Genomic DNA, 26,225 nt, shown 5'->3' with positions numbered 1-26,225 from the left:
GCTCAGTAGGAGCGGCTCGGACGCCGGTCGGTGAACCGGCGCTCACCGCCCCGACGGTCGTCACGCCGTGGCCGGCTGCCCTCGTGCCAGGAACCCCGACGCTCGCCACCACCGGAGCGCTCGCCGCCGACCCGATCGGGGTAGGAACGACGACCACCGGTCTGCTCCCGGCCGCCGCCATCGCCCACACGGCCGGGCCGGGACCGGTCACCGTCAGCGCGGAAACGCTCACCGTCGCCCCGGAAACGACTACCGCCCCGGCCGCGGAATCGGTCCGGACGATCCGGACGGTCGGCGCGGAACCGGTCGCCACGCGGTCGCGACTGCCGTGGTGGTTCCGGCTCATCGACGATCGGCACCCCGCTCGGCTCGGTCGCGCCGGTCAACTCGGTCAGCACCGCATCGCCGCGTCGGACCCGGGTCTGCGCCGGCTCGACCCCGGCTTTCTCCAGCATGGCCAGCGTGCTGCGCCGCTGCTTCGGCAGTACCAGAGTGGCGACCGCCCCCGACTCACCGGCACGGGCGGTCCGCCCCGCCCGGTGCAGGTAGTCCTTCGGATCCTTGGGCGGGTCCACATGCACCACCAGAGACACCCCGTCGACGTGGATCCCCCGGGCCGCCACATCCGTGGCGACCAGCACGTCCATCCGTCCTTCCTTGAACTCCGCCAGGGTCCGGGTACGGACCCGCTGGGTCTTGCCGCCGTGCAACGCCCCGGCCCGGACCCCGACCGCAGCCAACTGGTCGACCAGGCGATCGACACCCATCTGGGTGCGGGCGAACATCATCGTCCGGCCGGAGCGGGCAGCGATCGACGCGGCGACCGCGAACTTGTCGCTCGGCGGGATGAGCAGCAGATGGTGGTCCATGGTGGTCACGGTGGCGGTCGGCGGCGCGGTCGAGTGCGTCACCGGATCGGTCATGAACCGCTGGACCAGGGCGTCGACGTCGTTGTCGAGGGTCGCGGAGAACAGCAGGCGCTGGGCGTTCGCCGGGGTCTTCGCCAGCAGGTCGGTGACCTCCGGCAGGAAACCCATGTCGGCCATCTGGTCGGCCTCGTCCAGGACGGTCACCTCGATGTCGTCCAGGCTGCAGACGCCGCGCTGGATCAGGTCTCCGAGCCGGCCCGGAGTGGCTACGACGATCTCCACGCCGCGGCGCAGCGAGTCGATCTGGCGGTCGTAAGGAACGCCACCGACGGCGGTCTTGAGGAACACCCCAACCGCCCGGCCGAGCGGGAACAGCGCGTCGTTGACCTGCATCGCCAGCTCACGAGTGGGAACCAGGATCAAGGCTCGGGGATGCATCGGGCGGGCCCGTCGGCCGTCGGCCATGCGGGCCAGCAACGGCAGGCCGAAGGCAAGCGTCTTGCCGGAGCCGGTCTGCCCCCGGCCGAGCACGTCCCGGCCGGCCAGCGCGTCCGGCACGGTGGCGCGCTGGATCTCGAACGGCACGGTGATGCCCTCCCGGGCCAGCGCCCGGACCAGCGGTCGCGGCAGTCCGAGTGCCGCGAAGTCGACGTCGATGGGCTCGATGCTCGGGTCGGCGGGGGCCGCCTGCGCGGCGGCATCGGCCGCCGGGTCGAGAACGGATGGGAACGTGCTTGCGTCAGCGAAGGTGGTCAAGAAAACCTCTCAGAGCCGGGCCGATCTTCGCGAATGGCCCGTTCCGGTGTGGCACCGTTGAATCGCCCGCAAGATCGCCCAAGGGCACGCGGGAGCGTGCCGGGTTGATGATCGGGTGCAAGTGTACGGGTTTGCCGCGCTGTTGCCACCCGACCATCCCGTCCGTGGGCCGACTCACCTGAGGGCGATGGCTCTCAACCACCGAGCAGGTTGTCGAAGATGCTGCTGAAGGCGTTGCCGACGGCAAGCGCGATGAGGATTCCGACCATGACCACGATGCCGAGACCGATCGCCATCGCGATGACGACCTTGGTGGTCCCCCGGTCCTCGTTGCCGGGTGCGTCGACCCAGCCCTGGGCGAGGATGTGCCCGGTCAGCGAGCCGGAATTCTCCACCGCCGGGTCGAACATCGCGCCGCCCGGCACGCCCATCGGCAGGCCCATCGTCGGATTGGCCTGGGACGCGGGCCGGCCGGCCGCGCCTGGGACGTGGTGCGCCGTCTCCGGCGCCGGTTCCTGGCGACGGACACCGTAGACGGTGCCGCCGGCCGGCGCCGTGCTGCCACCAACCGGCCGTTGGCCGGGGTTCGGAGAGGATCCCTGCGACGGCGGAGCGAATGCCTGCAGGTCGGCGCTTCTCGGGGACGGCGTGACCGGGCCGGCGTGCCTGGCCGGCGGGATCGTGTAGCCGCCCGGCGCGGGCACGCCGAACGCACCTGCCGGATCCGCAGGCGTCCCCCACGGCGGCCCGGCTGGGTTGGGCGGACCAGGCGGGTTGGGCGGACCAGGTAGCGGGACCGGCGGCGAGCCCGGCGGCGGAGGTGGGCCCAACGGCGCGGGTGGCTCCGGCGGCGGGAATGGGGCCGGCCGGTCCGGTTGTTCCGGCGATTCCGGTGCCGGTTCGGGGCCTGGTACCGGAGCGGGCGCGGGTGGTGGATCCGGGACCACTGGACGCGGTGGCTCCGGCGGAGCCGGTGGCCGTACCGGCTCCGGCGGCAACGCCGGCTCGGCGGGCGCCTTCGGATCGTCCAGCCGTTTGCTCCCGTAGATCCGTGTCCCGCCGGTCGGGAGGGTCAACGCGCCAAGTTCTCTCGCGGAGACCTGCGGAGTGCCCGTCACGGATGCGCGGGCCCGGGCCGGGGAACCGTCGGTCGACGGCACCGGCTCGACGGCGGGCGACGAAGACGATGCGTCGGGTTCCGCCTGCGCGGCGGCGGCAGCGGTTGGTGGCGGCTGCCAGGCTGCGGCAAAGGCCGACCAGGCCGAGTCCGCCGGCCGGTCGTCACCCTCCGCCGGCCGGTCGTCACCTTCCGGCAACGCGTCGCCTGCTGCGGGTGATGCCGGGGCCGCGCTGGCCGTACCGGGCACGACCGGCACATCGGAGATGGGCGTACCGGAACTGCCGGGCCACAATGCGCCACCGGGCGGCGGTGGTGGCGGGGTGAACGGCGGCGGAAGATCCTGTGCCGGTCGGGTGACCTCGGATCGCCCGACCTGACCGGGGATCGGCGATCGCCCGGCGTCAGCCTCCTGATCCACCGGCGACCGGTGCCGATCTTCGTCCATCGCTGCCTCCCGTACCGCACACCCGGACACCTCCGGCCGGAGAGGTGCCCACCGGTTCACCGTGCCATACCGGCGCCCGGGCGCACAGCCGGAGTCGGACTGTCCCGGCTGCTGGCCACGGCGGTGGCCAGCAGTTGGGACGCCGCCCGGTCGGTCACCGCCGGGCGGCTGGCCAGCAACGTCAGGTCAGCCTTCCTGCGCGCCTGCACTCGGGTCGCTGCTGGCCGACGCCGATCCGCTCGGGCTCGCCGACCCGCTCGGGCTGATGGAACTGTCCGGGGTGGCCGGCGCCGAACTGCTCCCACCGCCGCTCGGGCTGCTACTCGGTGAGCCTGGATCGCTGGGATCCGGATCCGGCGTGCCGGGGCCGGAGGTAGGGCTGGCACTCGCCGACGGCGACGGCGTGGTCGGTGACGGGCTCGGAGTCGGCGACGGGCTCGGAGTCGCGGACGGTCCGGGCGTCGGACTCGTACTCGGCGACGGTCCGGGCGTCGTCGGGGTCGGCGACGGCGTGGTGGGCTGTGGTCCGGGAGTGGTGGGTGCCGGAGTCGGCGTCGTCGGCGCCGGGGTGGGTGTCGGCGTCGGGGTGGGCGTCGGCGTCGGGGTGGGCGTCGGCGACGACGCGGGAACCTCCCGGATCACCCGGGTCGCCGCATAGAACCGCGACCACCAGACGGTGGAGACCTTCACCACGTCGCCGGTCGTCGGCGCATGCACCATCCGCCCGTTGCCGACGTACATCCCGACGTGGTGGACGGTCGTCCAACTCGACCCGGAGGCAAAGAAGATCAGGTCGCCGGGGAGCAGGGCGGACCGGTCGACGGTGTTGTGCCGGGTCGCGTAGTACTGGTCCGCGGCCACCCGGGGCAGGCTGAAATAGTCGGCGCCGGGCGACCGGTACGCCGCCCACATCAGACCGGAGCAGTCGTAGCGGTGCGGTCCCTCGGCGCCCCACAGATACGGCTTGCCGAGTTGGCTCAGCGCGAACTGCAGTGCGGCGACGGCACGTGGATGAGCAGTGGTGCCTTCCAGCCCGTCGATGCCGCTGATGCCGCGACCGATCTCCTGCTCGGCCTCCTCGCGCTGGCGCTCGATCTCCACCAGCTCTTCGGTGTTGCGCGCCTTCAGCGCGAGCAGATCGGTCTCGCGCCGCTTGTAGGAGCCTTCGACGGCGCCGAACTCGGTGTCGAGGGCGGTCGACCGGGCCAGGGCCTCCCGGTAGGTCAGGTAGGCCTGCTGCTCGGTGGCGGCGGCGAGCCCGACGTCCCGGTTGGCTGCCCCGGTGCCCACCGAGGGCTGCAGGCCGCGCTGCATTCGCGACAGGGCACCCAGTCCGTGCAGGTCCCCGCCGTACTCGCCGGGCGGCAGCGCGGCTGCGTCCTTGAGCGCCAGCGAGGCAGCGCTCTCTGCGTCGCGTTGCGCGTCGAGCAGCGCGGTGCGCGCCTCACGTAACGCCAACTCGGCAACACGTAATGTGACGCCAGCCTGAGTCTGTTGCTCCTCCAAGGCCAGCAACTGCTGGCCGAGCAGGGCCACCTCGGTCTCCCCTGCGTAGATCTGCGCGGCGAGTGGACCCTGCACCGCGCTGGGTACGAAGGTCGGCGGCAGCGTCGGGCCGGTCACCGGGGCGCCGCCTGGCAGTTGCAGCCCACCGGAGGGCACCGGGCGATTTCCGGTATCGGGCACCTCCGCCGGCTGGGCATACACCGGCGAGGCAAGCGCGACAGCGGTTACGGCGCCGAGCAGAGCTGCCCAGATCGCCGGACACAGACGCGGATCGAGCACGCCACCGATGCCGACGGCCCGTCGCTGTCGTGATCCGACCCTACTGTTTCGTGCCATGCCCGCTCGCTCCCCGTACGGCGCGCTTTGTCCTGATCCTGTGCCCCGGAACAGGGTCGCGTCGACTGGTGTTTCATGTCCCTCATTGGTCTTACCGCACGGGGCCCGTGATGTCGATGTTCCAGAAGGTTACGAGACGCTGAGAGCTCGTCGGCGCCCGGATGACCTGCGTCGCTCGCAACTCGGCCGACACCCCGCTGCGGTGTCCCGGGACGTAGGCTCGGAGACCGGACCTCGCACCGGGATTCGGGCACCGAGCCCGGACCTCGCAACGGGAAGGGGCGTGGCGGGACGTGGACGCTGGTCGCAAGCGCGAGCTCGAGGACAAGGTGTACGCCGGGCAACGGCTGACCTACGCCGACGGCGTGGACCTCTACGGCAGTGACGATCTGGCCTGGCTGGGCCGGCTGGCGCACCACCGGCGGACCGAGCTCAACGGCGACCGGGTGATGTTCAACGTCAACCGGCACCTCAATCTGACCAATGTGTGCAGCGCCTCCTGCGCGTACTGCTCGTTCCAGCGCAAGCCGGGCGAGAAGGATGCGTACACGATGCGGATCGAGGAGGCCGTCCGCAAGGCCAAGGAGATGGAGGACGAACAGCTCACCGAGCTGCACATCGTGAACGGGCTGCACCCCACGCTGCCCTGGCGCTACTACCCGAAGGTGCTGCGCGAGCTCAAGGCGGCGCTACCGAACATCAAGCTCAAGGCGTTCACCGCCACCGAGGTGCAGTGGTTCGAAAAGATCAGCGGCTTGCCCGCCGAGCAGATCCTCGACGAGCTGATCGAGGCCGGGTTGGAGTCGCTCACCGGAGGTGGCGCGGAAATCTTCGACTGGGAGGTCCGCCAGCACATCGTCGACCATGCCTGCCACTGGGAGGACTGGTCACGAATTCACCGGCTCGCCCACCGCAAGGGCCTGCGCACGCCGTCCACCATGCTCTACGGCCACATCGAGGAGCACCGCCACCGGGTGGACCACGTCCTGCGGCTACGTGAACTGCAGGACGAGACCGGCGGGTTCACCGTGTTCATCCCGCTGCGCTATCAGCACGACTTCGTCGACTCCGCCGACGGCAAGGTCCGCAACCGGATCCAGGAGCGGACCACGATGGCCGCCCCGGCCGAGTCGCTGAAGACCTTCGCCGTCTCCCGGCTGCTGCTCGACAACGTCCCGCACATCAAGTGCTTCTGGGTGATGCACGGGCTCTCCGTCGCCCAGCTGTCGTTGAACTTCGGCGTCGACGACCTCGACGGCTCGGTGGTCGAGTACAAGATCACCCACGATGCGGACTCGTACGGCACGCCGAACACCATGCACCGCGAGGACCTGCTGCACCTGATCTGGGACGCCGGCTTCCAGCCGGTCGAACGGGACACCCGTTACCAGGTGGTACGCGAGTACGACCGGCCGCCGTCGCTGGCCCAGCGCCGAGCCGAGCCGCAGCAGATCTGGGCGTAGGTGTCAACCCTGCGGTGAGGGGAACGCTACGGCAATCGTTCACCGCCCTGGTCTTCTCCATCACGGTGGCGGCACGTCGCCGGGCGCCTTCAGCCCGGCTCGACAGTCGCCCGGCGCCGGGCGTACCAGCGGCGGCCGAACGGGGCGCTCACCCCATGGGCGAGGGTGCTGACCGCGACCACCAGGCTGCCGGCCGCCCACAGCCGGCTGTCCCGGGCACCCTGTCCGTAGCTGTACGTCAGGTAGAACAACGCCGACACACCGATCGGGCCGAACCAACCGAGGAAGATCAGATCCCGCCACGGCATCCGCAGTACCGGCCGCGACGCCAGTACCGCCGGCAACCGGCGCAGCAGCAGCACCAGCACCGCGAAAACGGCCGCCGGCCAACCGAATTCCCACCACTGCCGCCAGGGGATCTCCAAGCCGAGCAGGAAGAACAGCGGGAGCACCAGGTAACGGGTCAACGCGTCGTCGAGTCCCTGCTCAGCGGCCCGGGGCCGCCGACCGATCATCCGGTTGTACGCCAGCCCGGTCACGAACACGGCAAGCACCGCATCGGTACGCGCCATTCTCGCCACGCCCAGCGCGGCCACCCCGAGCACCACCGCGAAAATCAGCAGCGAACCCTCGTCGACCTGCTCGCGCGCTTCGGCCGCCCGGACCGCCCGGCCGGCCGCGTGGCCGACCGCCAGGCCGACGAGCACCGCCCCGAGCACGCCCCACACCGCCTCGACGACCTGCCCCCCGCCGGGCCGGGGCGCCGCGGCGGACAGCGCCAGTACGACCAGGACGAAGGCGAGCCCGTCATTGGCGCCGGACTCGCCGCTGATGATCCGCCGCAGCCGGGCCGGCAGTTCCCGCTCGGCCGGGCCACCGGACACGATGCTCGACGCCAGCACCGGGTCGGTCGGCGCCAGGCACGTCCCGAGCAGCACGGCCATGGCCAGCGGCAGGCCCAGAACCAGCCACGCCAATCCGGCGCTGACCGCTGCCATCACCACCATCACCACGAGCAGCAGCAGCCCGACCGGACAGACCACCGAGCGGTACTCGGTCGCCGAGAACCGCAACGCGACCGCCATCAGCGAGATCGCCAGCAGGACGCGGCTGGTCTCCAGCATGAGGGCCGCCGCGTGGTGGTGCGCCAGGTCGATCAGCCCGAGAACCGGGCCGGCCACGATACCGAGCAGCAGCGCCAGCAACGGTTCGCTGACCGGTGCCCGGCGGATGGTGCTGGACCAGAAGGCCAGCAGCACCGCGAGGACACCGACCAACGCGTAACCCAGATGCAGCGGGTGCATGCCGGGGCCAGTACCCAGCAGGCGGACCACCTAGCCGCGCCACTGTGCCGGTCGGTCTCGGCGTACCCTCATCAGGTCATGACGCAATCGAGGAGCGACAGTCTTCCGCGGCGCGACGCCGCAGGTCGGATCGTCGTGCTGGCGGATCTACTCGGCGTGGTGCTGGCCGGCCTGGTGATCGGCCTGCTCGTGCTGCTGCTCTTCGACGGCGTGTTCACGCTGATCGGTTCCGGTGGTCGACTCGGGCAGTCCAACGGCTGGCTGGCCGTCATCCTGCCGGCCTGGCTGTTCACCGACGACTTCCGGGCCTGGCGAGGCGGTTCGGCCAGGTTCGTCGCCGCCGCCGTCGCGGCCGGTGTGGCGGTCACCTCCGGGCTGCTCGCCGCCGGGCTCGCCGCCGACCTGCCGCCGCTGGCCGGTGGCGGGATCGGCGCGGGCGTCTTCTCGCTGGTGTACGCGGCTGTCTGGTTCCACGGGGTCCGGTGGCTGGACCGCCGGTCCGGGTGAGTGGTGAGGAGTGACATGAGCCCTGCGGTGAAGTACACGCTCGGCCGGGTGGGCCTGTTCGCGGTCGCGGTCGCCGCGCTCTGGCCGGTCGAGCTGAACATCTTCCTGAAGCTGATGATCGCGCTCGTCTTCTCGGCCGCGGTGTCGTTCTTCCTGCTGCGCGGCTGGCGCGACGAGATGGCGCAACAGATCGCCGAGTCCGCCGAGCGTCGCCGCGCCGACAAGGAACGGCTGCGGTCCGCGCTGGCCGGCGAGGACCAGCCGGGTACGGACGGCACGGTCGGTTGACCGTCGCCGTACGTCGCGGCCGGCCGTCGGCGAAGCCGGGGCGGGTCGGTCGGGAGGCGTCCGCCCCCGACCGACCCGCCCCGGTTCAGTCGATGATCAGCACGGGTCAGCTGGTCAGGTAACCGAGTCGGCCCTCGGTGATCTGCCCCTCGCAGTTGCTCGCGCTGGAGTCGAAGTGGTCGCCGCTGCTCACCCGGCACCGGTACAACGTCCGGTAGGAGCCGGCCGGTGGCGAGGTGTACGCGTAGCCGATGACCCCGACCACCCGCTGGCCCTCGCAGTTAGAGTCGAGCGACGTCATGTAGTCCCAGCTGCCGACCAGGCACTGGTACAGCGCGTGGGTGCCAGTCAGCTGGCTGGTGCGCACCGTCCCCAGCGATCCTTCGCGCTGGTAGCCGGAGACCGAGGTGGCGGTGGTGCTGATGTGGTCGCGCCCGTTCCAGAAGCGGTAGAGGATCGCGGTCGGCGATGGCGCACCCTGGGCGACGAACAACAGGCGGTTGGGTGAGCCGGTGCCCGGGTTGGTGATCTTGTTGAGGGTGGCGTTGCCGAACATGGTGGCGGCTACCTGGGCCGGCGTGGAGTTCGGGCTGGCCGCCAGGATCAGCGCCGCCGCACCGGCGACGTGCGGGGCCGCCATCGAGGTGCCGCTGATCGTGTTGGTGGCGGTGTCGCTGCTGTTCCACGCAGAGGTGATGCCTTCGCCGGGCGCGAAGATGTCGGTGCAGGTGCCGTAGTTGGAGAAGGACGCCCGGGCGTCGGTGCGGGTGCTCGCATTGACGGTGATGGCCTCGGCGACCCGGGCCGGTGTGTAGTTGCAGGCGTCGGCGTTGCTGTTGCCGGAGGCGATCGCGTAGACCACACCATCGGCGATCGAGTTGCGGACCGCGTTCTCGACGGTGGCGTTCGAGCCGGGCCCGCCAAGGCTCATGTTGGCCACCGCCGGCACGCCGGCGGCGTGATGGCCGGTCACCCAGTCGACCCCGGCGGCGACACCGGCGAAGCTGCCCGAACCGGCGCAGTTGAGCACCTTGACCGCGACCAGCGACACGCCTTTCGCCACGCCGTACTGTGATCCGCCGATCGTGCCCGCGACGTGCGTCCCGTGGCCGTTGCAGTCGGTGTTGTTGCCGTCTCCGGTGGTGTTGGTGCCCCAGGTGGCCCGGCCGCCGAACGTGGTGTGGCTGGTCCGGATGCCGGTGTCGATGACGTAGGCCCGGACGGTGGACGCGGTCGTCGGGTAGGTGTAGCTGCTGTCCAGCGGCAGGTCACGCTGGTCGATCCGGTCCAGGCCCCACGACGGCGGATTGGGCTGGGTGGCCAGGGTGTGCACCACCCCGTCCTGCTCGACGTAGGCCACCTCGGGCCGGGCGGCGAGTCGCCGGGCGGTCGCCTCGCTCATCGTCGCGGCGAAGCCGTGCAGCGCGTGCGAGTACACGTGCCGGACCGCAGCGCCGAACCGGCCGGCCAACTCGATGGTGCGCGTCTGGCTCGCCGCTGCGGCCTCGTCCGCGAAAACGACGATGTAGCTGCCGGGAATCGCGTCCGGGCTGTCAGCCCCGATGATCGCGCCGGTGGCGGCGAACGCGGGGGACGCGGTGGCCGACACCAGCAGCGCGGCTGCGGTCGCGGCCGTCGCGCCCCAGCCGGCTACCTGGCGGTGCCAGGACGAACCGGATCCACTCATTCTTCGTTCCCTTCTCGCGGCGCCGGCGCACGCCGGCGTACCGTGCTGCGGTGGTCAGCCCGAAGGCAGGGACGAGCCAGGGTGGTTCGATCGCCTCAGCGTTGAACGGCTGAACGACGAGCACCCACGATTTGATGGATTCGACGCACGTCATTACCAGCAGCGACATTAACGCAAGTTAATGTCGCTGTCCAGCCGGCAGTTTTGGTCAGATTATCCGCTATGGAGTCGATATCCCAGGGCGTACGCATTCAAGATGGATCGAGACAACCCGCCCAGTCGAGCCGACTACGACAGCACCGAGCACACGCCGACCGTCCACCGCCACCCGGTCAAGGTGAACAATTCACCTACGACGTCTTTTTCCAGTAGCGACAGGTCCAGTCGACCTGCTGCAGTTCACCGGTGATCCCGTGCGCCGTTCGGAAATCGTCGACCGCCTGACGGCAGCCACGGACCGCGTGGTAATCATCGATGATGACATAGCCACCGACCGAGAGCTTCGGATAGAGCGAGTCGAGTGCGACCATGGTCGAGTCGTAGAGATCTCCGTCGAGCCGCATCACCGCGACCCGCTCGATCGGTGCGTCCGGCAGGGTGTCCTCGAACCAGCCAGGCAGAAAGCGCACCTGGCTGTCGAGCAGGTCGTACCGGCTGAAGTTCGCCTTGACCCGGTCCAGCGGCACGGCCAGGAACGGCTCCTTCCAGAGCGCGTCCTCGACGTCGGCACGTCGCGCGGGATCGGGCCGGGGCAGCCCGCGGAACGAATCCGCGACCCATACCACGCGATCCTTGTCACCATACGACTTGAGCAACGCACGCATGAAGATGCAGGCGCCACCGCGCCACACTCCCGTTTCGATCAGGTCACCCGGAACCTGGTTGTCGATAACCTCGGTGACGCACCGCTCCAGGTTGTCAAGCCGGCGAAGCCCAATCATCGTCTCGGCTTCCGGGGGCCAGTCACGGCCGTTCGCGCGCTCGGCCGCGTCGAACGGAAAACGGACGACGAGCTCCATGTCACGTCGGTTGAGCAACCGCTGCGCCTGCCTGGCCAACGAACTGCGCAGCGACTTGCGCTGCGGACTGTACGGGATCCACGCCTCACCGAAGGCGTACCTGGTCAGGGTCCTTTTCATGAGATCCAGATACAGCTTCCGTGCATCGCTTTCAGCGGTGGTGGATCCGCGATCGGTCACCAGCATGGCAGTCATACGAATTCCTCCTACTAGGATCTTTTGTCCAACGCCAACCCGAATGTGATTTCTATTTCGACCACCGCAATGAGCTGGTTGAATAGGAGACTACTACCCGCCCCACATTGAGATGGTGCCGTTCGTTCAACTCAACGGCGGAAGAACACCGGTCAGCTTCTGCGACCGGGCACCCGGGGAGCGGTCGTAGTCACCGCGGTACGAGCGCCCGGTGACGTGCCGAGTGAATCCGGGCGCCGCCGGTGGTCGCCGCCCGCGCCACGCGGGTCTGCGCGGCGCCGGCCCACCTCGGTCTGACGATCGGCTGGTCGACGCGGCAACGCGCGCACGCCGTCGACCACGACCACGCCGACGAACGGGACGCCGAGATGTCGCATCAGTAGTGCAGCCTGCTTCGCGTCGGCGGTGGTGGTGACGCCTCGCCGCACTACCAGCAGGACAGCGTCGACCCGCCGGGCGAGTGTCACCGCCGCAGCCCCGGCCAGGACCGCTGGAGCGTGCACCACCACGTCGTCCCCTCGACCTGTGATCTCGTCGAGCAGATCGTCGACCGTCCCGTCGGCCCCGTCGGCCGTCCGGCGGGCCACCAGGTCCGCGCCGACGACGGTCGGCGTCGCGAACGCGTCGTGCGATGAGCCGGCGACGCCGTCCAGCAGACTGAGCACGATGCGGTCGGCCGTCGGTGGCGGGCCGGTGCGTGTTGGCTGGCGCAGCCCATTCTCGACGAGGGTCACCCGGTCGTGGCAGTCCGCCATCCTGACCGCCAGCAGGGCGGCCACCAGCGCCTTTCCGTCGTCGCCCCGGGCGCTCGTGACCATGACACGCCGCCCGGACAGCGCCTCGACGAACACACCGAGACCCGCGACCAGCGTGTCCGCCGCGACGTCCACCGTGGTGCGCCGCAGGACCCGCAGGCGGCGTCGTCTGACGTCGCGTGGCAGCTGCGGGAAGACCGCCAACACCGGCAGACCGAGCTCCGCCTCGACCGCCTGCGGATCGCGAAGTCGGTCGTCGAACCGGCCACGGGTGGTCGCCAGTCCGAGTCCGGCGAGCAGTCCGGCGAGCGCGCCGAAGGCGAGATTCAACGCCGGTTTCGGCAGCACGGGCTGACCCGGCGGCACCGCCCGGTCCAGCACCCGCGCGTCGATCCGCACACCCTCGGCGACGGGGAAATCGCTCAGCCGGCGGATCACCGCGTCCGCTGCCGCGTTGGCGACTGCGGCGGCCGCACGCGCCGAGCCAGCAGTCGCCGCCACGTTGATGATCTGGAGACCGGGCTCGAACCGTCCGGTCACCTGTCCGACGACGGCGTCGGCCGGCATGTCCAGACGCTCGGCTGCGCTGGCCGCCACCTCATGTGACTCCACCACCCGCGCGATGGTTGGCACGAGACTCTGGGTAAGGGTGATCGACGCGGTCTCCTGGCCGTCCGGACCTCCGCCCGCCCGTGCACTGACCACCAGTGCGGCCGACGCCTCGTAGGTCGGCGGGGTCAGCTGGGTCACCAACTGGGCCGCCAACAGGCCGAGCCCGAGACCGAGCACCGGCACCCCCGCGATCCGGACGGCGACTCGCAGGACTGCCATGGATCGAAACCACGATGTCATGATCCTGCCTCCAGCCGGTGTGCCACGCTCGCTGCCAGCGACGGCTGTCCCGGTCGCGGTGCGCTCTCGGACAGTTCGCCACTCGCCCGGTCGCCACTCGCCCGGTCGCCGAGACCAGACCACACCGCACACATCGCCTCCGCGATGCGTGCCCAGCTGAACAGGTCCGCGACCCGGGCCAGCCCGCTGGCGGACAGCGCGGCGGCCCAGCCGGGATCGTTTCGGATCCTGGTCAGGCAATCGGCAAGCATGCTCCAGTCGCCGGCGGGGTAGGTGAGACCGGCGCTGCCGATCACGTGCGGTATCTCCCCGACGTCGCTACCGACGACCGGCGTACCGCAGGCCATCGCCTCGACCAGCACGCGACCGAACTGTTCCCGCAGCGGGATGCCCACCCACGGTAGGACGTTGCGCTGCACCACCTCCACCGATGGCAGCGCCAGCACGTCCATCCGGCTGAGGTGGTCCGGCAGGTGATGGTGGTCGACCCAGGGGTGGATCGTCACTTTGCCCGGTCGTTGCCGGGCAGCCTGTTCGACGAGCGGTCGGAGGCTGCCCGCGCCGATGAACGTGACGTCGCAGTCGATCGACTCGGCTGCCCGGAGCAGATCGGACACGCCTTTGTGCGCTTCGAGCCGGCCGACGAAGCCGACCGTGAAGCGCCGACCGTCAACCGGGACGCGTCGCGGCCGGAACACCTCCGTGTCCACGCCCAGCGGCACCACCGACGCGGCACCAGGATAGGTTTTGGCCCGCAGCACGTAGAGCGCGGCCGGTGTGATCGGAAACGCGTGATCCACCTGGCGGTACGTTCGACGTTCAATGGTGGGAAACGGCATCGGGAATCTGATCACGATGTTCTGTGCGGCGTACAGCGTGATCGGGACGCCTGGCCAGCGACGCCGGCAGGAACGGATGGCCTGCCAGGTGGACAGGTAGGAAGCCTCGCCGATGATGTGTACGACGTCCGGCGGACACAGCGGATAACGACTCACGTCCGTCCGGAACAGCACCGAAGCCATGTGGCCGGTGCGTTTCTCCCCAAGGAGGTGCGGGACGATGTGGTGACGGAAATTGGAAAATCGCTCGGCCAACCGGCCCAGTTCCACCCGGCTGACCTCGGAAACGTCGGCCGCGACCAGCGTCACCGCCACCCCAGGCCGATCCGACAAGGCAGCGAACAATTCTGTCCAGTGCTCGGTCCGCGCTCCGACCACGGTGATCATTACGTGCATCTCTGTCTCCAGGATCTCTCGGGCCTACCGGACAGCGCGATCCGCGAGATACTCGACCAGGCCCGGGCGCGCGCCGCACCGGCGCGTGGCTGCACGACGATCCGCATCCCGGCAGTCCCGATACCGATCAGTGAGCGCAGCAGGACAGCCACACGTACCGCGGCAAGCGTCGAACGCCGATGGCGTGCGAAGAAACGCAGCATGCTCCGGTAGAGATGCGGCCAGGTGCCGGAAGGGTCGCTGCTGCTGCCACCGCCCACGTGTATCGCCTCGACCGCCGGTAGATACATCACCGCAGCTCCGTTACGCCATGCCTGCAGGCAAAGTTCCTCATCCTCGTAGTAGAGGAAATAGCCCTCGTCGAGCCCACCGATGCGGTGCAGCAGGTCGACACGCACGGCCATGCACGCTCCGGAAATCCAGTCGACATGGGCCGCCTCAGCGTTGTTCCGGCACGCGTCGTACGCCGCGCGGCGGGCTGCGCCCGACACCAGCCGGCGCAGCCGTACCGGCAGCAGGCTGCCGCCGAAGCGGGACGCGACCACGGTGGTCAACGACTCGAACGGATGGGCGCTGATGGCGATCTGCCCGTCGGGACGGCGTAGCCGGGGTCCGACGATCCCCGTGCCCGGGTTTTCCCGCAGCGCCGTGAGAAGGGCATCCACCGTCGTCGCCGGACAGACACAGTCGGGGTTCACCAGCAGTACGATCCCGGTCCGTACGTCGCCGAGCGCCTGGTTGACCGCGGCCGCGAATCCGACGTTGACGTTGTTCGTCCGCAGCACCGCCTCAGGAAACTCCGACCGCACGATCGGCACGGTATTGTCGGCGGACGCGTTGTCCACCACCACTGTCGGCATCCGGCTCTGCCTGAGCGCGGCCAGGGAGGCACGGATGTGGCGCTGTGAGTTGTGGGTCACGATAATTGCAGTCGCCTCTGGTCCAGTCATGTTTCCATCCCCACCGGCGCCGCCGGTCGAAAGCCTTCCAAATCTCCCGCTATCAGCGTCAGCGCCGGCAACAGACCGAGCTCCCAGTGACCGGCGGTCGGTCCGGCGAATACGGCTCCTGCCAGAAATCCACAGGTGAGCGCGGCAAACCCAAATGCTATCCCGTTACGGTACAGGAATCCGTTACGCAGCGCCCGGTAAAGCGGCCAGAGCACGGCGATGAGACCGAAGATTCCGATGTTCGCCAAAACGGTCACGTAGAAGGCGTGGTAGACCGGTCCGACATCCGCTTTGGCGAAGGCGGGCAGGTAGATGTCCTGCACCGACTGCCCCAGTCCGGCACCGGTCAGCGGTCGTTCCACGAATACGTTCATTCCCACCAGGGACTCGGCGCTGCGGTAGCCGGGCGAATCCTGCAGTTCCAGGGTCAACGCGCCGACATGGTCCCCGATGTCCGAGGCCAGTGCCAGGAAGACCACCCCGACGGCCGCCACCGCGACCGTCGCCCCGAGCCCGCCGCGTAGGGTCCGCCCGCCCCAGATCAGCATCGCCACGACGGCGACGGCCGCGGCCAGCCACAGCGCCCGGTACATCGACACGACCACGTCCGCCAGCAAGAGTCCGGCGAGTACCGCGAAACCGGCCCGGCTCCAGCCGGTCGAACGCCCGGCGAGAACGATCAGCGGTGGGACCGCGAGCAGCGCGATCAACCCACCGGTCTGGCTGGAGGTGACCAGCGCCAGCACCGTCAGCACGACGGTCGGCACCAGGTAGAGGACGGCGGCGGCGCGCAGCCGCCGGTCGCTGGCGAGGGTCTGGGCCGCGACCCAGAAGTAGATCGGGATCACCGCGATCTGGTATGCCCCGACCAGCACGTCCCGCGCCGGATTTCCGAGCGCGAGACCGTACACCGCGGCCAGCACGACCGAGACGGTGAGTCCGAGCATCGGCACGTCTGCCGCGGTACGGCGGACCGAATCCACCCGGAACGTCAACCTGAGCGACACGGCGAGCCCGCCGGCGCCAAGGATGGCCGCGTGTGTGGCGACGATGGTGGTGACGTCGCCACCGCCGATGCCGACTCCGGCGGTCGTCCCCCCGATGACGGTGACCGGCAGGACCGCCCAGGGCCAGAGCGCGAACGCCGCACAGCAGACCGCGACACCGGCCACGACGAGGCCGAGCAGTCCCGGGGAGAGGGTCATCGCCGCCACGACCGCGGTCGCGAAGACCATCGGCAGCAGTGCTGTGCCCATGCCGCGTGCCGCGCGTACCGGAGTCACCGTGGCACCCGCGCCGGCTCCGTCGGTCTCGCCGGCTCCGTCGGTCTCGCCGGCTCCGTCGGTCTCGTCAGCTCCGTCAGCAGCGCGCGCAGTTGGATGCCGCGCACCGACCAGCTGTTGGCGACGGCCGCGGCGCGACGCCGGGCTGCCTCGGTCGGGCAGTTCGCAGTCGGTAGCGCCGCCTCGACCGCCGCGACGAACCGCTGCGGTCCGGCGGCGAGCCGGATCGGAGCATCGAGCTCCCGTAGCGCCGGCAGCGGGGTGGCCACCACCGGCTTGCCCAGCGCCAGATACTCGTAGCACTTCTTGGGGTGCACGTAGTCGATCAGGGCACCGACCCGGTACGGGATGATCGCGACGTCGCAACCGCGCAGGACCGACGGTACGTCGGCGAACGCGACCGGGCCGGTCAGCACGATGTTGGGGAACCCGGCCAGCGGGGTACGCCCGGTGCGGGTCACCGGCCCCGCGAGCACGAAGGTCCACTCCGGCCGGGCCGCCGCCATTTGCGCGACCAACTCGCTGTCGAAGGCCCGGGTGTCGACCGCGCCGACGTAGCCGAGCACCGGCCCGGGTGGTCGGGTCAGCCACGGGACCACCGGCCCGTCCGGCCCGAATTGGACCGGGTCACAGCCGTTCGGCAGCACGACCGCCGGTCGGTCGCCGAGCGGCATCCGGGCGGGCAGCGCCGATGACGAGGTGAGGACCAGATCGGCGGCGGCCAGCGCGGCATGCAACGCCCGCCGCAGATGCCACCGGTTCCAGCGCCGGGTGAACGTCCAGTCGAGGTCCGTCGCGTCGTAGACGACGGCGTCCTCGCCGAGCTGGCCGGCTACCGGTGCGGCCAGGTCCTCGTCGATCCACAGTAACCTGCGCCCCGGCCGGTCATCGAGCCACCGGCGCACCAGCAGCGCCGCGCAGCGGCGGTTGGCCAGGTTCGCCGGTGGCACCTGTCGGCCGAGGGGCATCGCCGCAGGCACCACGGCATGCCACAGATTGCGTTCCACCTGTACGACGGACATGCGCCAGCTCGGACGCTGTCCAGGTGGATCCACGAACAGCACTCGCCGATCGACCGCGATCTCACGGGCGAGCGCGTGCTGACGGTGCGCGCCGAGCTGCCATCGGGTGGAGCTGAACATCACCACCCAGTCACCGACGGCCTCGGACGACGGCCCGGCCGCCCGGGTCCGACCTCGCCTAGGCATGGACCGGCTCCGGCTCCGGCAGCCGCGGTGCCGGCTGCCGTACCTCGTCCTCGCCGACATACCCGATCATCGCGACCGCGCGCTCGTTGGCGAGGTACAGCACCCGCGCACCGGCATGGCGGTCGAGCCACCGCCGCAGTCGCCCCGCGCCGAGTCGCAGGTTGATCCGGTCGATCCAGCGGACGTAACGCCCGAAGGGCAGCACGGCGGGCAGGGTCGCGTGCCAGGTGGTGCGGTCCTCCGTACGTACCGACAGCCGCCAGGGCGGGCGTACCCGAGACGTCGTGCGTACCAGCAGGACCCGCTTGTCCGGCTGTTCGTGCGCGGCCCCGGGTGCCCCCGCGTACGGCTCCCATGCCGGCTCGGTGGCCGCCGGGCCGCCGGACTCCTCGACGATCACCAGCCAGTCACGGATGTCGCCGTCGGGAAGCGCGCCGACGTCGCCGCGCAGGGCTGCGCGGAGATCACCCAGCCCGAGCGGAACCGGGCGGCCACACAGTCGTTTGACCGCGTGGTCGACGAGTGCCGCCGCCCGGAACACGGTCAGCTTGTACCGGGGCTCGGTCAGGGCGAGGTATTCGACCAGGCTGCCGAGCAGGTGCCGGTACCGGATCGTCGCCCCGAGCCGACGGCAGGAGGCACCTCTGCTGTGGGTGACCACCGCGTGCGGGATCATCCACAACTGGTGGCCAGCGTCCCGCAGGCTGCGGGCGAGCATCGCGTCGTTCCAGTAGATCGGAAACCGCTCGTCGAATATCCGGTCCGCAGGCAGGATCTGCCGGCGCAGTAGCATGCAGCTGCCGGAGGCCAGCAACCGCGGCCGGCTGAAGTCACCCCCGCGCATCTGGAACCGGTGCAGCGCGTGGCGGAAGCCCGGGAGCCGCCGCAACGCGGTGACCAGCGCGATAGTGGCGGCGAAGCTGGGCAGGTTCACGTAGTGCTGTTGAAAGGTGCCGTCCGGGTTGAGATAGAGCGGGCTGACGCCAGCCACCTCGGGGTGCCGCCGCAGGTGATCGACCATCGTGGTGAGGGCACCTGGATGGCATCGGACATCGCTGTTGAGCAGCAGGATCAGCTCCCCACTGGCATGCCGGTACGCCTGGTTGACCGCAGCGGCGAACCCCAGGTTGTGTTCGTTGCGTAGCAGCCTCACCTGCGGATAGCCGGCCAGCAGTTCGGCCGACCCGTCGCGTGAGCCGTTGTCGACGGCCACCACCTCGTAGCGCAGGTCGTCACTGATTCCGGTGGGCAGGGAGTCCAGGCACGCCCGTGTCTCCTCCCGGGTGTTCCAGCTGACCAGCAGGATGGACACGGTCCAGTCGGTCATCGTGCCTCCCGGCGTGCGAAGATCCGCAACAGGTCGCCCAGGTACGGGTGGCTGACCCGCAGTGACCGGCTGGCCGCGAAGTCGGCGACCAGCAGGTTGCGGGCCTGCCGGAGCCGGGCCGGTGCCCGCCAGTAGAAGCGGGAGAAGATGGTGTCCTGGCCGACCACCCGGAAGCCGGTCTCGGCCAGCAGCCGGCTGAGCGACTCCGGTGTGAAGTGCCAGCGGTGGTACTCAGGAGCGATCGCCGGCCAGGCACTGCCGAGCCGCCGGGCCGCCGCCGAGGCGATGTTGGGCACTTCCAGTGCCAACCAGCCGCCTGGCCGCAGCGCCGCCCGGGCCGCCGCCAGGAACTGCCGCGGATCGGTTACGTGTTCGAGTACGTGGAACGCGCAGACCGCCTCCACCGCGGTGCCGGGCTCGTGATCCTCGAAACGCTGTGTCCGTACCGGCACGCCGAGGTGCTCGCGGGCGAAGCTGGCGGCGGCGGCGGACACCTCGACCCCGCTGGCGTCGATCCCGGCATCGCGTGCCGCCCGGAGGAAGTAGCCACCGGCCGAGCCGGCCTCCAGCAGGTCGGCCGGACGCACCCGTGAGCACAGCCACCGCAGCCGCCGGGCGGACTCGAAGCGCCGCTGTCCGGCGGACGCGAAGTAGTCCTGGTACCCGTCCGTCTCGTAGTAGGCACGGTCGTACAACTCTTCCGGTGGCGGCAGGTCGCCCGCCGTCCAGACGAACTGGCAGGTGGCGCAGCGCCGCAGCAGGCCCTCGGTGATGGGTTGTCCGGTCCCGGTGGAACCGCACAGCAGGCAGCCGGTGGCTACCGTCTCGTCGATGGTCATCGGTTCGGTTCTCCTGTCGTTTCGCTGTGCGCCAGCTGGGCGACGAGGCGAATCAGGTCGCCGCGTCGCGGATGGACGAGCCGCACCAAGCGCCTCGTAGACCAGTCGTCCGGCAACAGCCGGTGGGCGTGCCGTAGCTGGTAGCGGACCGGCATGTAGTAGCGGAACACCGTGGTGTCCTGCCGGACCACCTGGAACCCGGCCGCCGTCACCAGGTGTGCCAACGCTCCCGGGGTGAAGTGCCAGCGATGGAATTCGGGCTGCAGACCGGGCCAGGCGGTGCCGAGCCGCTGGGCCGCCGTCGAAGCGATGTTCGGGACCTCGATCACCAGCGAGCCGCCGGGCCGCAACGCCGCGCGGGCGGCGAGCAGGAACCGCCACGGATCCGCCACGTGTTCGAGTACGTGGAACGCGCACACCGCGTCCACCCGGCCTTGCGGCACCATGGACTCGAAGCTGCCGTGCCGGACCGGCACGCCCAGGCGTTCGCAGGCGTACCGGGTCGCCGCCCCGGACACGTCGATGCCGTACGCGGCGATGCCACACCGGCGGGCCGCTTCCAGGAAGAACCCGCCGGCCGGACCGACTTCGAGCAGGGTGGCGGGCCGGACGATGGAGCGCAGCCACCGCAACCGGCGGGCGGCTTCGAACCGGCGCGGTGCGGGTACGAAGTAGTCCTCGTACCCGCCGCCTTCGAAGTAGGCGTCGTCGTATCGTTCGGGCGTCGGTTCGGCCGCGCCCACGGTCCAGGCGAAGCCGCAGTCTCGGCAGTTGCGCAGCTGGCCGCCGAGGATCGGCGTACTGCCCGAATGCGGCCCGCAGACCAGGCAGGTGTCGGCGCTGACGCTCATCTGCTGCCCACCTGGTCGATCTGCCGGAGCGGAGCCGGCTCGGTCGACCCGACGTCTACCCGGGCGCCCCGGACGCCCGAATAGACCGGGTCGCCCCAGGCGCCCGGGTCGCCCGGGTCCGGCCGGCTGGCAGCGCTGCCCGGTCGGACGGCACCCAGCCGGGCGCCGACGAGCCGCACGGCGATCAGCAGCGCGACCGCCACCAGCAGGGTGACGCCGGCTTGGCAACACGTCGCGAGCGCCGCTCCGGCCCGGCCGTCGCCGTCCGGCAGATGCGGCGCGGTGACCCCGCCCACCACGGCCGCGACCAGGCTGCTGGCACCGGCCCGGACGATGGTCCGCAGCACCGGCGCCACCGGCCGCCGCGTACAGCGGTGGAAGTACCACAGGAAGTAGCCCGAGGCGGTCACGATCGCGACCGCGGTGGCCACCGGCACACCGAGCGGCCCGAACAGCCAGAGCAGCGGACCGGTCAGCGCGACGTTGAGCAGCACCGACAACAGGATGTACCGGGTCTCGCGACCCGGACGTCCCTCGGCGCGGGTGACGATCGTGGCGGCGCCGAGGGCGAGGTTGACCGCGTACGCCGGGGCCAACACCGCCAGGTTCGTCGCTGCCCAGGGCACCGGCTGTCCGATCCAGAGGCGGACCAGCGGGTCCGCCGACACCACGACGGCGGCGGTGCACGGTCCGAGAAAGGTGGCGAGGCGCCGGGTGGTCCGCAGATAGAACCTGTCGAGCCACGCCGTCCCCGATCTGGCCGCCCCCGCGACAGCCACCGGGAACAGCGCGACCAACGCGAACCCGGGCGGCAGACGGAGCAGGTTCAGCAGCCGGGCGCCCAGATCGAAGTGCCCGGCGGTGGCCGGTCCGAAGACACCACTCAGGACGAACCGGTCAAGTTCGGTGTTGACCGCCCCGGACGCGCTCGTCGCCTGAACCCGTAGGCCGTACCCGGTCACGACCCGCAGGTCCCGGCGGCGAACGTCACGAAGCCGCGGCCGGTATGCCGGGCTGAGCCGTCGGGCGACGGCGGCGGTGAGGCCGGTGCGCAGCACGCCGGTCACCGCGGTGACGGCCGCCAGCCCGGCCAGACCGCCGCCCGCCCGCAGAACCAGCACCGTCAGCAGGCCACCGGCGAGTGCGGCGCCCGCGCCGAGCCAGGCCGCGGTGCCGTGACGTTGCGTACCCTCCAGCACGGCCCGCCAGGGCAGTTCGACGCCGCCGAACAGCAGCCCCAGCAGCAGCCACAGCGTCGCGCGTCGCGCCTCCCCGGCGATCTCACCGAGGTGGAAGAGTCGGCTGATCCACGGCCAGGTCACCACGAGTACGACGGCCGCCAGCGCGGTGATCAGCATGGCCCAGCCGACGCCCAGACCGAGCACGGCGCGGACCCGCCGCAGCGACGGCCCGCTGTCGTCGGCCCGTGCGACTTCCCGCACCATGGCCGATCCGAGCCCCAGGTCGGCGATTGCCAGCACGGCGAGTATCGCGGTCAGCAGCACCCAGACGCCGAACTTCCGACCGCCGAGATGGTCGTAGACCAGCGGTAGGGTCACCAGGCCGGTGGCCGTGACGACCAGCCGGGCGCTCAACATGCCGGCGGTGTTGCGGGCGGCCCGGCCCCCCGTCGTCGTCGCGCTAGCCACGAGGGAACCCCCGGCACAGTTCCACCACGGTGAGCATGAGCAGCGTCAGATCCAGCCGCAGCGACCGGCAGTGCAGATAGAGCAGGTCGCAGCGCAGCTTTTCCTCGACGGTGGCCGCGTAGCCCCCGGTCAGCTGCGCGATGCCGGTCAGGCCTGGTCGGCTGAGATGGCGCAGGTGGTAGTCAGGGAGCTGGTGGAAGTCCCCGATGAACTCGGGGCGTTCAGGTCGTGGACCGACCAGGCTCATCTCCCCCCGGAGCACGTTCCACAGCTGCGGGAGTTCGTCGAGACGCGTGCGCCGCAGGATCCGGCCGAGTCTGGTGATCCGACTGTCGTCAGCGGTGGCCAGCGTCGGCCCGGTGCTCGACTCCGCGTCGACGTGCATCGTCCTGAACTTGACCAACTTGAACGGTCTGCCGCCCGCGCCCACTCTGGTCTGCAGGTAGAGCGGTGGTCCGGTCATGGCCACCGCCGTACCGACCAGCAGCAGCAGCGGAATCAGCACCGGTGCGGCGAGGACGATCAGGAGGAGATCGAGCACCCGCTTGGCCCGTACGTCACCGGGAATGCCCGGCCCCGGCCGCAGCTGGAACCACGGCAGGCCGCCGTAGCGGCGCAGTCGGGCGGGCCGGAAGAGACCGTACACCGGCCGGGCGAGCACGAGGATCGGGATCTGGTACGCACGGCAGGCGGCGATCAAGCGTAGGTCGATAATGTCGAGAGAATCTTTCAGCAACAGCAGTCGCGGCCGATAGTGGGCGAGCAGGTCCGGCAGGAGCTCCGGGTCGACCGGTCCACGGAGTCGGACCGCGACGTCGAACTCCCTGTCGAGGTGGTCGGCCGGGGTGCCGGGTCCAGTTCCTTCGAGGACCAGGACCCGCCCGCCGCGCGCTCCCGACGCCTCGCCGCCGGACGACTGGTCGGCCCGATAGCTCGACGTACCGGCGGAGCCGGGCGCGGGCACGGTGACGGTCGGTACCGACATGTCTGCAGAGTCCAGCATCCATCGCCCCCTGATCCGCGCCGCATGGACATAACCAGCTAATGCGACATAGGGACTTTATACGCGCTAATCCGGCTCGTAGGTGCCTGACTGGAGAAAAGGTGACTCTGCAGCCCGAGCGACGGCGAGGTGCCGGGTGAAGATGTCGGCGCGCTGGCGCTCACCGAGTTGTCTGGTCGGTGGCAGGTGGTGCCCGGGCGGGACGTCGTCGTCCCGCCCGGGCACCTGTCGCGGTCTCCTTCGGCCGGCCCGGCCTCAGCCGCGACGCCACTTCTGGTTGGCGCCGCCGTGGCACTCGTAGATGATCAGCCGGGCACCGTCGGCGCTGTTCCAGTTCTGCACGTCGACGCACTTGTTCGCCTGCGGGTTGACCAGGTCACCGGCACCGCTGAGCACCCACTGCTGGGCCGGGTTACCGCTGCAGTGGGCGAGCTGGACCACCGCACCGTTGGCGGTCGAACCCCAGGCCACGTCCATGCAGAGGCCGAACGCCCGGATCGTGCCGTCACCAGGAAAGGTCCAGTTCTGCGCGTTGGTGCCGTTGCAGTGGTACAACTGCAGGTACTGGCCGTCGACCCCGTTCGAGTTGGGCACATCGATGCACTTGTCCGCGTACCCGATGAGCCGGCTGGTCGACCCGCCGCCGGTGGTCGTCAGAGACAACCCGTAGCGGGAAAGGATCTCGTTGACCGGTTGGTAGACGGTGGTGCCGCCGGAGCCGCAGGTGCCGCCGGCACCCGAGGTGACACCCTGCGCCTGGGTGCCGGCGATGAAGGCTCCGCCGGAGTCGCCGGGCTGGGCGCAGGCGGTGCTGGAAACCAGGCCGTAGACGAGTTGGCCGGAGTAGTTGACGGTGACGTTCTTCGCGGTGATGGTGCCGCACCGCCACCCGGTGGTCCGCCCGGAGCGGCAGACCGCGGCCCCGACGGCCGCCTCCTGGGAGCCGGTGACGTTGACCGTGCCGCCGCCGTAGTTGTTCACCAACGGCCGGGGTACCCAGTTGGCGTTGGTCTGCACCCAGGCGTAGTCGTCGCCGGGGAACGACGAGCCACGGAAGGTTCCCTGCGCCACCCCGCTGCCGGCGGTGGTCGCGCCGACACCACCACAGTGGCCGGCGGTGACGAACCCACCGGCGACGGCGAATCCGATCGAGCAGAGCACGCTGTTGTTGATGACGTACTGGTCACCGCCCCGGATGTCGTAGACCGGCCGGTAGGCGTCAGCACTGACGAGCACCGACACCGCCTCGGCGGGCAGACCCGCGGCGTGGGCGAAGTCGGTGGCTGCCGCGGCGCTGGCGGCCTGGATCGACACCGTGTTGCTGACCGGGTCGACGTACCAGGCGTGCACGGCCGCACCGGCTGTGGCCGCCCGGCGGTCCAGTCCGACGGTGAGTCGCTCCAGTTCGGCGAGACTACGGGTGACGGTCCGAGGTTCGGCCCCGGCCGCGCGGACCGCGCCGGCCCGCGCCGGGTCGGTCACTCCGACGACCACGGTACGCCCGTCGGCGGCGACCCAGGTGCCCGCGTACGCGTCGGTCAACTCTGACCGCAGTCGTCGCTCGATGGATGGCGCGGTGGCTTCGACGGCGAGCCGTACGGTCAACTGGTCGGCAGTAAGGTCGAGGTCCCGCCGGAGCGCGGCGAGTTGGCCGGCCGGCGGCCCGGCCCGGTCCACTGTCGGTGCGTCCATGATCGGTGCGGCACCGGCCGGCGTGGGTGTCGCGAGCAGGCTGGCACCCAGGGCCAAGCCCAGCAGCGCACTCAGCTTGCGATTCATCTGCATGACCTCCAGGAGGTACGTCGGCGGCAGGGAAAGGCTGAGAGCGCTCTCAGGCAACAAAGTTTACTAATTGTCGTCGCTCTGTCAACATCCACTTGGGTCGATTGTTCCTGGTAGCCGGGTCGGTGACGAGTCGGCTACCGGTTCGACGTCCCCGGACGCAGGGACGCCGATCGGGCCGAAACTGGCGACTTAACTAACATTTGAACTGCCGGGCAGATCCGTCCAGCGGCCACACACGTACTGATCGATAGCTGCGACCGGGCAGCGCGACGATCAGGGAGTGTCGGATGTACAGGCGGGACAGGCCAGGGGGCCGGGGCCGGGGCCGGGGCCGGAAGATCCTCCTCGGGGTGACGGCGACAGCGCTGCTCGCCGGCGGGTTGGCGGTCGGCACAGGACTGGGCAACGCCGGCGAGAACTGTGACGGCCTGGACACCGCTCTGCGTAACAACCTCACCTTCATCGCCGATCAACGGGCCAACCCGGACGCGCTCACCGACGCCCGGGTCGCCAACCGACAGGCGGTGGTGGACCTGATCCAACAGCGCCGGGCCACCGCCGGCTGCACGGCCGACGTCCAAGCGGGCGATGGCCAAGCGGGCGACGACGTCCAGACGGAAGATCCGGCAGCGACTGCGGACGAGACCGCACCCGCCGACGACGGTGCACCCGCCACCAGCGGGGTCGCCTGCCAGGGTTCGACGGTCACCCTGTTCAACGAAGCCGCCGCGCCCGCCGCGTCCAGCGGGACCTTCCAGATCGGGACCACCCTCAAGGTCACGAATCTGGACAACGGCAAGAGCATCACGGTCGAGGTCACCAGCACGTCCGGGAGTTGCGTGCTGCTCAACAACGCGGCCTTCGAGCAGGTGCGGGAGCCGGGCAAGTTCCTGATCCGCCGCGCCCTCGTGGAGCTCGTCGAATAGCGTCCTGAGCCGCTACCGAACGTGAAATGCTAAGATTGCCTGATCACGGGCGGTCCGAGGCCAAGGG

General features: G+C 70.3%; 23 protein-coding genes. 4 read left to right on the top strand and 19 right to left on the bottom strand.

The genetic code is table 11. The features are described 5' to 3' along the window. Positions 1 to 2: 2 nt before the first annotated feature. The 4 genes from ACN27F_RS20115 to ACN27F_RS20100 form a co-directional block, all read right to left on the bottom strand. Positions 3 to 1,535 carry a DEAD/DEAH box helicase gene (locus tag ACN27F_RS20115; RefSeq protein WP_421440334.1) on the bottom strand — a complete coding sequence of 511 codons (1,533 nt, stop codon included), beginning with the start codon at positions 1,533 to 1,535 and terminating at the stop codon, positions 3 to 5. 284 nt (positions 1,536 to 1,819) lie between these two features. Next, on the bottom strand, positions 1,820 to 3,190 hold the full coding sequence (locus ACN27F_RS20110) for a hypothetical protein (protein WP_421435636.1): 1,371 nt from the start codon (positions 3,188 to 3,190) through the stop codon (positions 1,820 to 1,822). Between the two features lie 56 nt (positions 3,191 to 3,246). Next, positions 3,247 to 3,399: a hypothetical protein gene (locus tag ACN27F_RS20105; RefSeq protein ID WP_421435633.1), complete on the bottom strand. Its 153-nt coding sequence runs from the start codon at positions 3,397 to 3,399 to the stop codon at positions 3,247 to 3,249. After that, entirely contained in the window at positions 3,377 to 5,032 is a 1,656-nt protein-coding gene (locus ACN27F_RS20100; RefSeq protein ID WP_421435630.1) for a C40 family peptidase, read from the bottom strand. The genes ACN27F_RS20105 and ACN27F_RS20100 overlap by 23 nt, the downstream gene beginning before the upstream one ends. 293 nt (positions 5,033 to 5,325) lie before the next feature. Here ACN27F_RS20100 and mqnE point away from each other — a divergent pair, with 293 nt between their 5' ends. Then, positions 5,326 to 6,495 carry an aminofutalosine synthase MqnE gene (mqnE, locus tag ACN27F_RS20095; RefSeq protein WP_421435627.1) on the top strand — a complete coding sequence of 390 codons (1,170 nt, stop codon included), beginning with the start codon at positions 5,326 to 5,328 and terminating at the stop codon, positions 6,493 to 6,495. Positions 6,496 to 6,584: 89 nt separating this feature from the next. Here the strand turns inward: mqnE and ACN27F_RS20090 are convergent, their stop codons facing one another. Then, a complete protein-coding gene (locus ACN27F_RS20090) occupies positions 6,585 to 7,799 on the bottom strand; it encodes a cation:proton antiporter (protein WP_421435625.1) in 1,215 nt (404 codons plus the stop codon). A 78-nt stretch (positions 7,800 to 7,877) separates the two neighbouring features. Between ACN27F_RS20090 and ACN27F_RS20085 the strand changes: the two genes are divergently transcribed. After that, entirely contained in the window at positions 7,878 to 8,306 is a 429-nt protein-coding gene (locus tag ACN27F_RS20085) for a hypothetical protein (protein WP_421435622.1), read from the top strand. Between the two features lie 15 nt (positions 8,307 to 8,321). Next, on the top strand, positions 8,322 to 8,594 hold the full coding sequence (locus ACN27F_RS20080) for a DUF4229 domain-containing protein (protein ID WP_421435620.1): 273 nt from the start codon (positions 8,322 to 8,324) through the stop codon (positions 8,592 to 8,594). Between the two features lie 106 nt (positions 8,595 to 8,700). On the opposite strand, the gene ACN27F_RS20075 is transcribed toward ACN27F_RS20080, so the two are convergent. The 14 genes from ACN27F_RS20075 to ACN27F_RS20010 form a co-directional block, all read right to left on the bottom strand. Next, positions 8,701 to 10,281: a S8 family peptidase gene (locus ACN27F_RS20075; RefSeq protein ID WP_421435617.1), complete on the bottom strand. Its 1,581-nt coding sequence runs from the start codon at positions 10,279 to 10,281 to the stop codon at positions 8,701 to 8,703. A 350-nt stretch (positions 10,282 to 10,631) separates the two neighbouring features. Continuing rightward, on the bottom strand, positions 10,632 to 11,486 hold the full coding sequence (locus tag ACN27F_RS20070; protein WP_421440332.1) for a TylF/MycF family methyltransferase: 855 nt from the start codon (positions 11,484 to 11,486) through the stop codon (positions 10,632 to 10,634). 161 nt (positions 11,487 to 11,647) lie between these two features. Beyond that, a complete protein-coding gene (locus ACN27F_RS20065) occupies positions 11,648 to 13,081 on the bottom strand; it encodes a hypothetical protein (RefSeq protein ID WP_421435615.1) in 1,434 nt (477 codons plus the stop codon). Between the two features lie 17 nt (positions 13,082 to 13,098). After that, the gene (locus ACN27F_RS20060) at positions 13,099 to 14,337 is read right to left on the bottom strand and encodes a glycosyltransferase family 4 protein (RefSeq protein WP_421435613.1); all 1,239 of its coding nucleotides are present in this window, start codon (positions 14,335 to 14,337) and stop codon (positions 13,099 to 13,101) included. Next, entirely contained in the window at positions 14,328 to 15,287 is a 960-nt protein-coding gene (locus tag ACN27F_RS20055; protein ID WP_421435611.1) for a glycosyltransferase family 2 protein, read from the bottom strand. Before ACN27F_RS20055 ends, ACN27F_RS20060 begins: the two co-directional genes overlap by 10 nt. Next, positions 15,284 to 16,570, bottom strand: a complete 1,287-nt coding sequence (locus ACN27F_RS20050; RefSeq protein ID WP_421435609.1) for an O-antigen ligase family protein — start codon at positions 16,568 to 16,570, stop codon at positions 15,284 to 15,286. Before ACN27F_RS20050 ends, ACN27F_RS20055 begins: the two co-directional genes overlap by 4 nt. Beyond that, positions 16,567 to 17,778, bottom strand: coding sequence for a glycosyltransferase (locus ACN27F_RS20045; protein ID WP_421435607.1), 1,212 nt, complete (start codon positions 17,776 to 17,778; stop codon positions 16,567 to 16,569). The genes ACN27F_RS20050 and ACN27F_RS20045 overlap by 4 nt, the downstream gene beginning before the upstream one ends. Then, on the bottom strand, positions 17,771 to 19,105 hold the full coding sequence (locus ACN27F_RS20040; protein WP_421435605.1) for a glycosyltransferase family 2 protein: 1,335 nt from the start codon (positions 19,103 to 19,105) through the stop codon (positions 17,771 to 17,773). The genes ACN27F_RS20045 and ACN27F_RS20040 overlap by 8 nt, the downstream gene beginning before the upstream one ends. Then, positions 19,102 to 19,944, bottom strand: coding sequence for a class I SAM-dependent methyltransferase (locus ACN27F_RS20035; protein WP_421435603.1), 843 nt, complete (start codon positions 19,942 to 19,944; stop codon positions 19,102 to 19,104). Before ACN27F_RS20035 ends, ACN27F_RS20040 begins: the two co-directional genes overlap by 4 nt. Further along, entirely contained in the window at positions 19,941 to 20,795 is an 855-nt protein-coding gene (locus ACN27F_RS20030) for a class I SAM-dependent methyltransferase (protein ID WP_421435601.1), read from the bottom strand. The genes ACN27F_RS20035 and ACN27F_RS20030 overlap by 4 nt, the downstream gene beginning before the upstream one ends. Beyond that, positions 20,792 to 22,444, bottom strand: coding sequence for a lipopolysaccharide biosynthesis protein (locus ACN27F_RS20025; protein ID WP_421435599.1), 1,653 nt, complete (start codon positions 22,442 to 22,444; stop codon positions 20,792 to 20,794). The genes ACN27F_RS20030 and ACN27F_RS20025 overlap by 4 nt, the downstream gene beginning before the upstream one ends. Further along, positions 22,437 to 23,429, bottom strand: coding sequence for a sugar transferase (locus ACN27F_RS20020; protein WP_421435597.1), 993 nt, complete (start codon positions 23,427 to 23,429; stop codon positions 22,437 to 22,439). The genes ACN27F_RS20025 and ACN27F_RS20020 overlap by 8 nt, the downstream gene beginning before the upstream one ends. Before the next feature lie 84 nt (positions 23,430 to 23,513). Then, entirely contained in the window at positions 23,514 to 23,672 is a 159-nt protein-coding gene (locus tag ACN27F_RS20015; protein WP_421435594.1) for a hypothetical protein, read from the bottom strand. 30 nt (positions 23,673 to 23,702) lie between these two features. Further along, positions 23,703 to 25,226, bottom strand: a complete 1,524-nt coding sequence (locus ACN27F_RS20010; RefSeq protein ID WP_421435592.1) for a ricin-type beta-trefoil lectin domain protein — start codon at positions 25,224 to 25,226, stop codon at positions 23,703 to 23,705. 356 nt (positions 25,227 to 25,582) lie between these two features. Here ACN27F_RS20010 and ACN27F_RS20005 point away from each other — a divergent pair, with 356 nt between their 5' ends. Beyond that, the gene (locus tag ACN27F_RS20005; RefSeq protein ID WP_421435589.1) at positions 25,583 to 26,158 is read left to right on the top strand and encodes a hypothetical protein; all 576 of its coding nucleotides are present in this window, start codon (positions 25,583 to 25,585) and stop codon (positions 26,156 to 26,158) included. Positions 26,159 to 26,225 lie beyond the last annotated feature (67 nt).

It is taken from the genome of Solwaraspora sp. WMMB335, from assembly GCF_049179075.1.
Taxonomy (GTDB): domain Bacteria; phylum Actinomycetota; class Actinomycetes; order Mycobacteriales; family Micromonosporaceae; genus Micromonospora_E.
The sequence above is the reverse complement of the archived record's forward strand: the minus strand, read 5'-3'. Positions and strand labels throughout refer to the sequence as shown.

Excerpts from the sequence above, each read along its gene's own strand:
- ACN27F_RS20110 (WP_421435636.1), bottom strand. The coding sequence starts at position 3,190 with ATGGACGAAGATCGGCACCGGTCGCCGGTGGATCAGGAGGCTGACGCC.
- ACN27F_RS20100 (WP_421435630.1), bottom strand. The coding sequence starts at position 5,032 with ATGGCACGAAACAGTAGGGTCGGATCACGACAGCGACGGGCCGTCGGC.
- ACN27F_RS20090 (WP_421435625.1), bottom strand. The coding sequence starts at position 7,799 with ATGCACCCGCTGCATCTGGGTTACGCGTTGGTCGGTGTCCTCGCGGTG.
- ACN27F_RS20085 (WP_421435622.1), top strand. The coding sequence starts at position 7,878 with ATGACGCAATCGAGGAGCGACAGTCTTCCGCGGCGCGACGCCGCAGGT.
- ACN27F_RS20080 (WP_421435620.1), top strand. The coding sequence starts at position 8,322 with ATGAGCCCTGCGGTGAAGTACACGCTCGGCCGGGTGGGCCTGTTCGCG.
- ACN27F_RS20075 (WP_421435617.1), bottom strand. The coding sequence starts at position 10,281 with ATGAGTGGATCCGGTTCGTCCTGGCACCGCCAGGTAGCCGGCTGGGGC.
- ACN27F_RS20070 (WP_421440332.1), bottom strand. The coding sequence starts at position 11,486 with ATGCTGGTGACCGATCGCGGATCCACCACCGCTGAAAGCGATGCACGG.
- ACN27F_RS20065 (WP_421435615.1), bottom strand. The coding sequence starts at position 13,081 with ATGGCAGTCCTGCGAGTCGCCGTCCGGATCGCGGGGGTGCCGGTGCTC.
- ACN27F_RS20060 (WP_421435613.1), bottom strand. The coding sequence starts at position 14,337 with ATGCACGTAATGATCACCGTGGTCGGAGCGCGGACCGAGCACTGGACA.
- ACN27F_RS20055 (WP_421435611.1), bottom strand. The coding sequence starts at position 15,287 with ATGACTGGACCAGAGGCGACTGCAATTATCGTGACCCACAACTCACAG.
- ACN27F_RS20045 (WP_421435607.1), bottom strand. The coding sequence starts at position 17,778 with ATGCCTAGGCGAGGTCGGACCCGGGCGGCCGGGCCGTCGTCCGAGGCC.
- ACN27F_RS20040 (WP_421435605.1), bottom strand. The coding sequence starts at position 19,105 with ATGACCGACTGGACCGTGTCCATCCTGCTGGTCAGCTGGAACACCCGG.
- ACN27F_RS20035 (WP_421435603.1), bottom strand. The coding sequence starts at position 19,944 with ATGACCATCGACGAGACGGTAGCCACCGGCTGCCTGCTGTGCGGTTCC.
- ACN27F_RS20030 (WP_421435601.1), bottom strand. The coding sequence starts at position 20,795 with ATGAGCGTCAGCGCCGACACCTGCCTGGTCTGCGGGCCGCATTCGGGC.
- ACN27F_RS20020 (WP_421435597.1), bottom strand. The coding sequence starts at position 23,429 with ATGTCGGTACCGACCGTCACCGTGCCCGCGCCCGGCTCCGCCGGTACG.
- ACN27F_RS20010 (WP_421435592.1), bottom strand. The coding sequence starts at position 25,226 with ATGAATCGCAAGCTGAGTGCGCTGCTGGGCTTGGCCCTGGGTGCCAGC.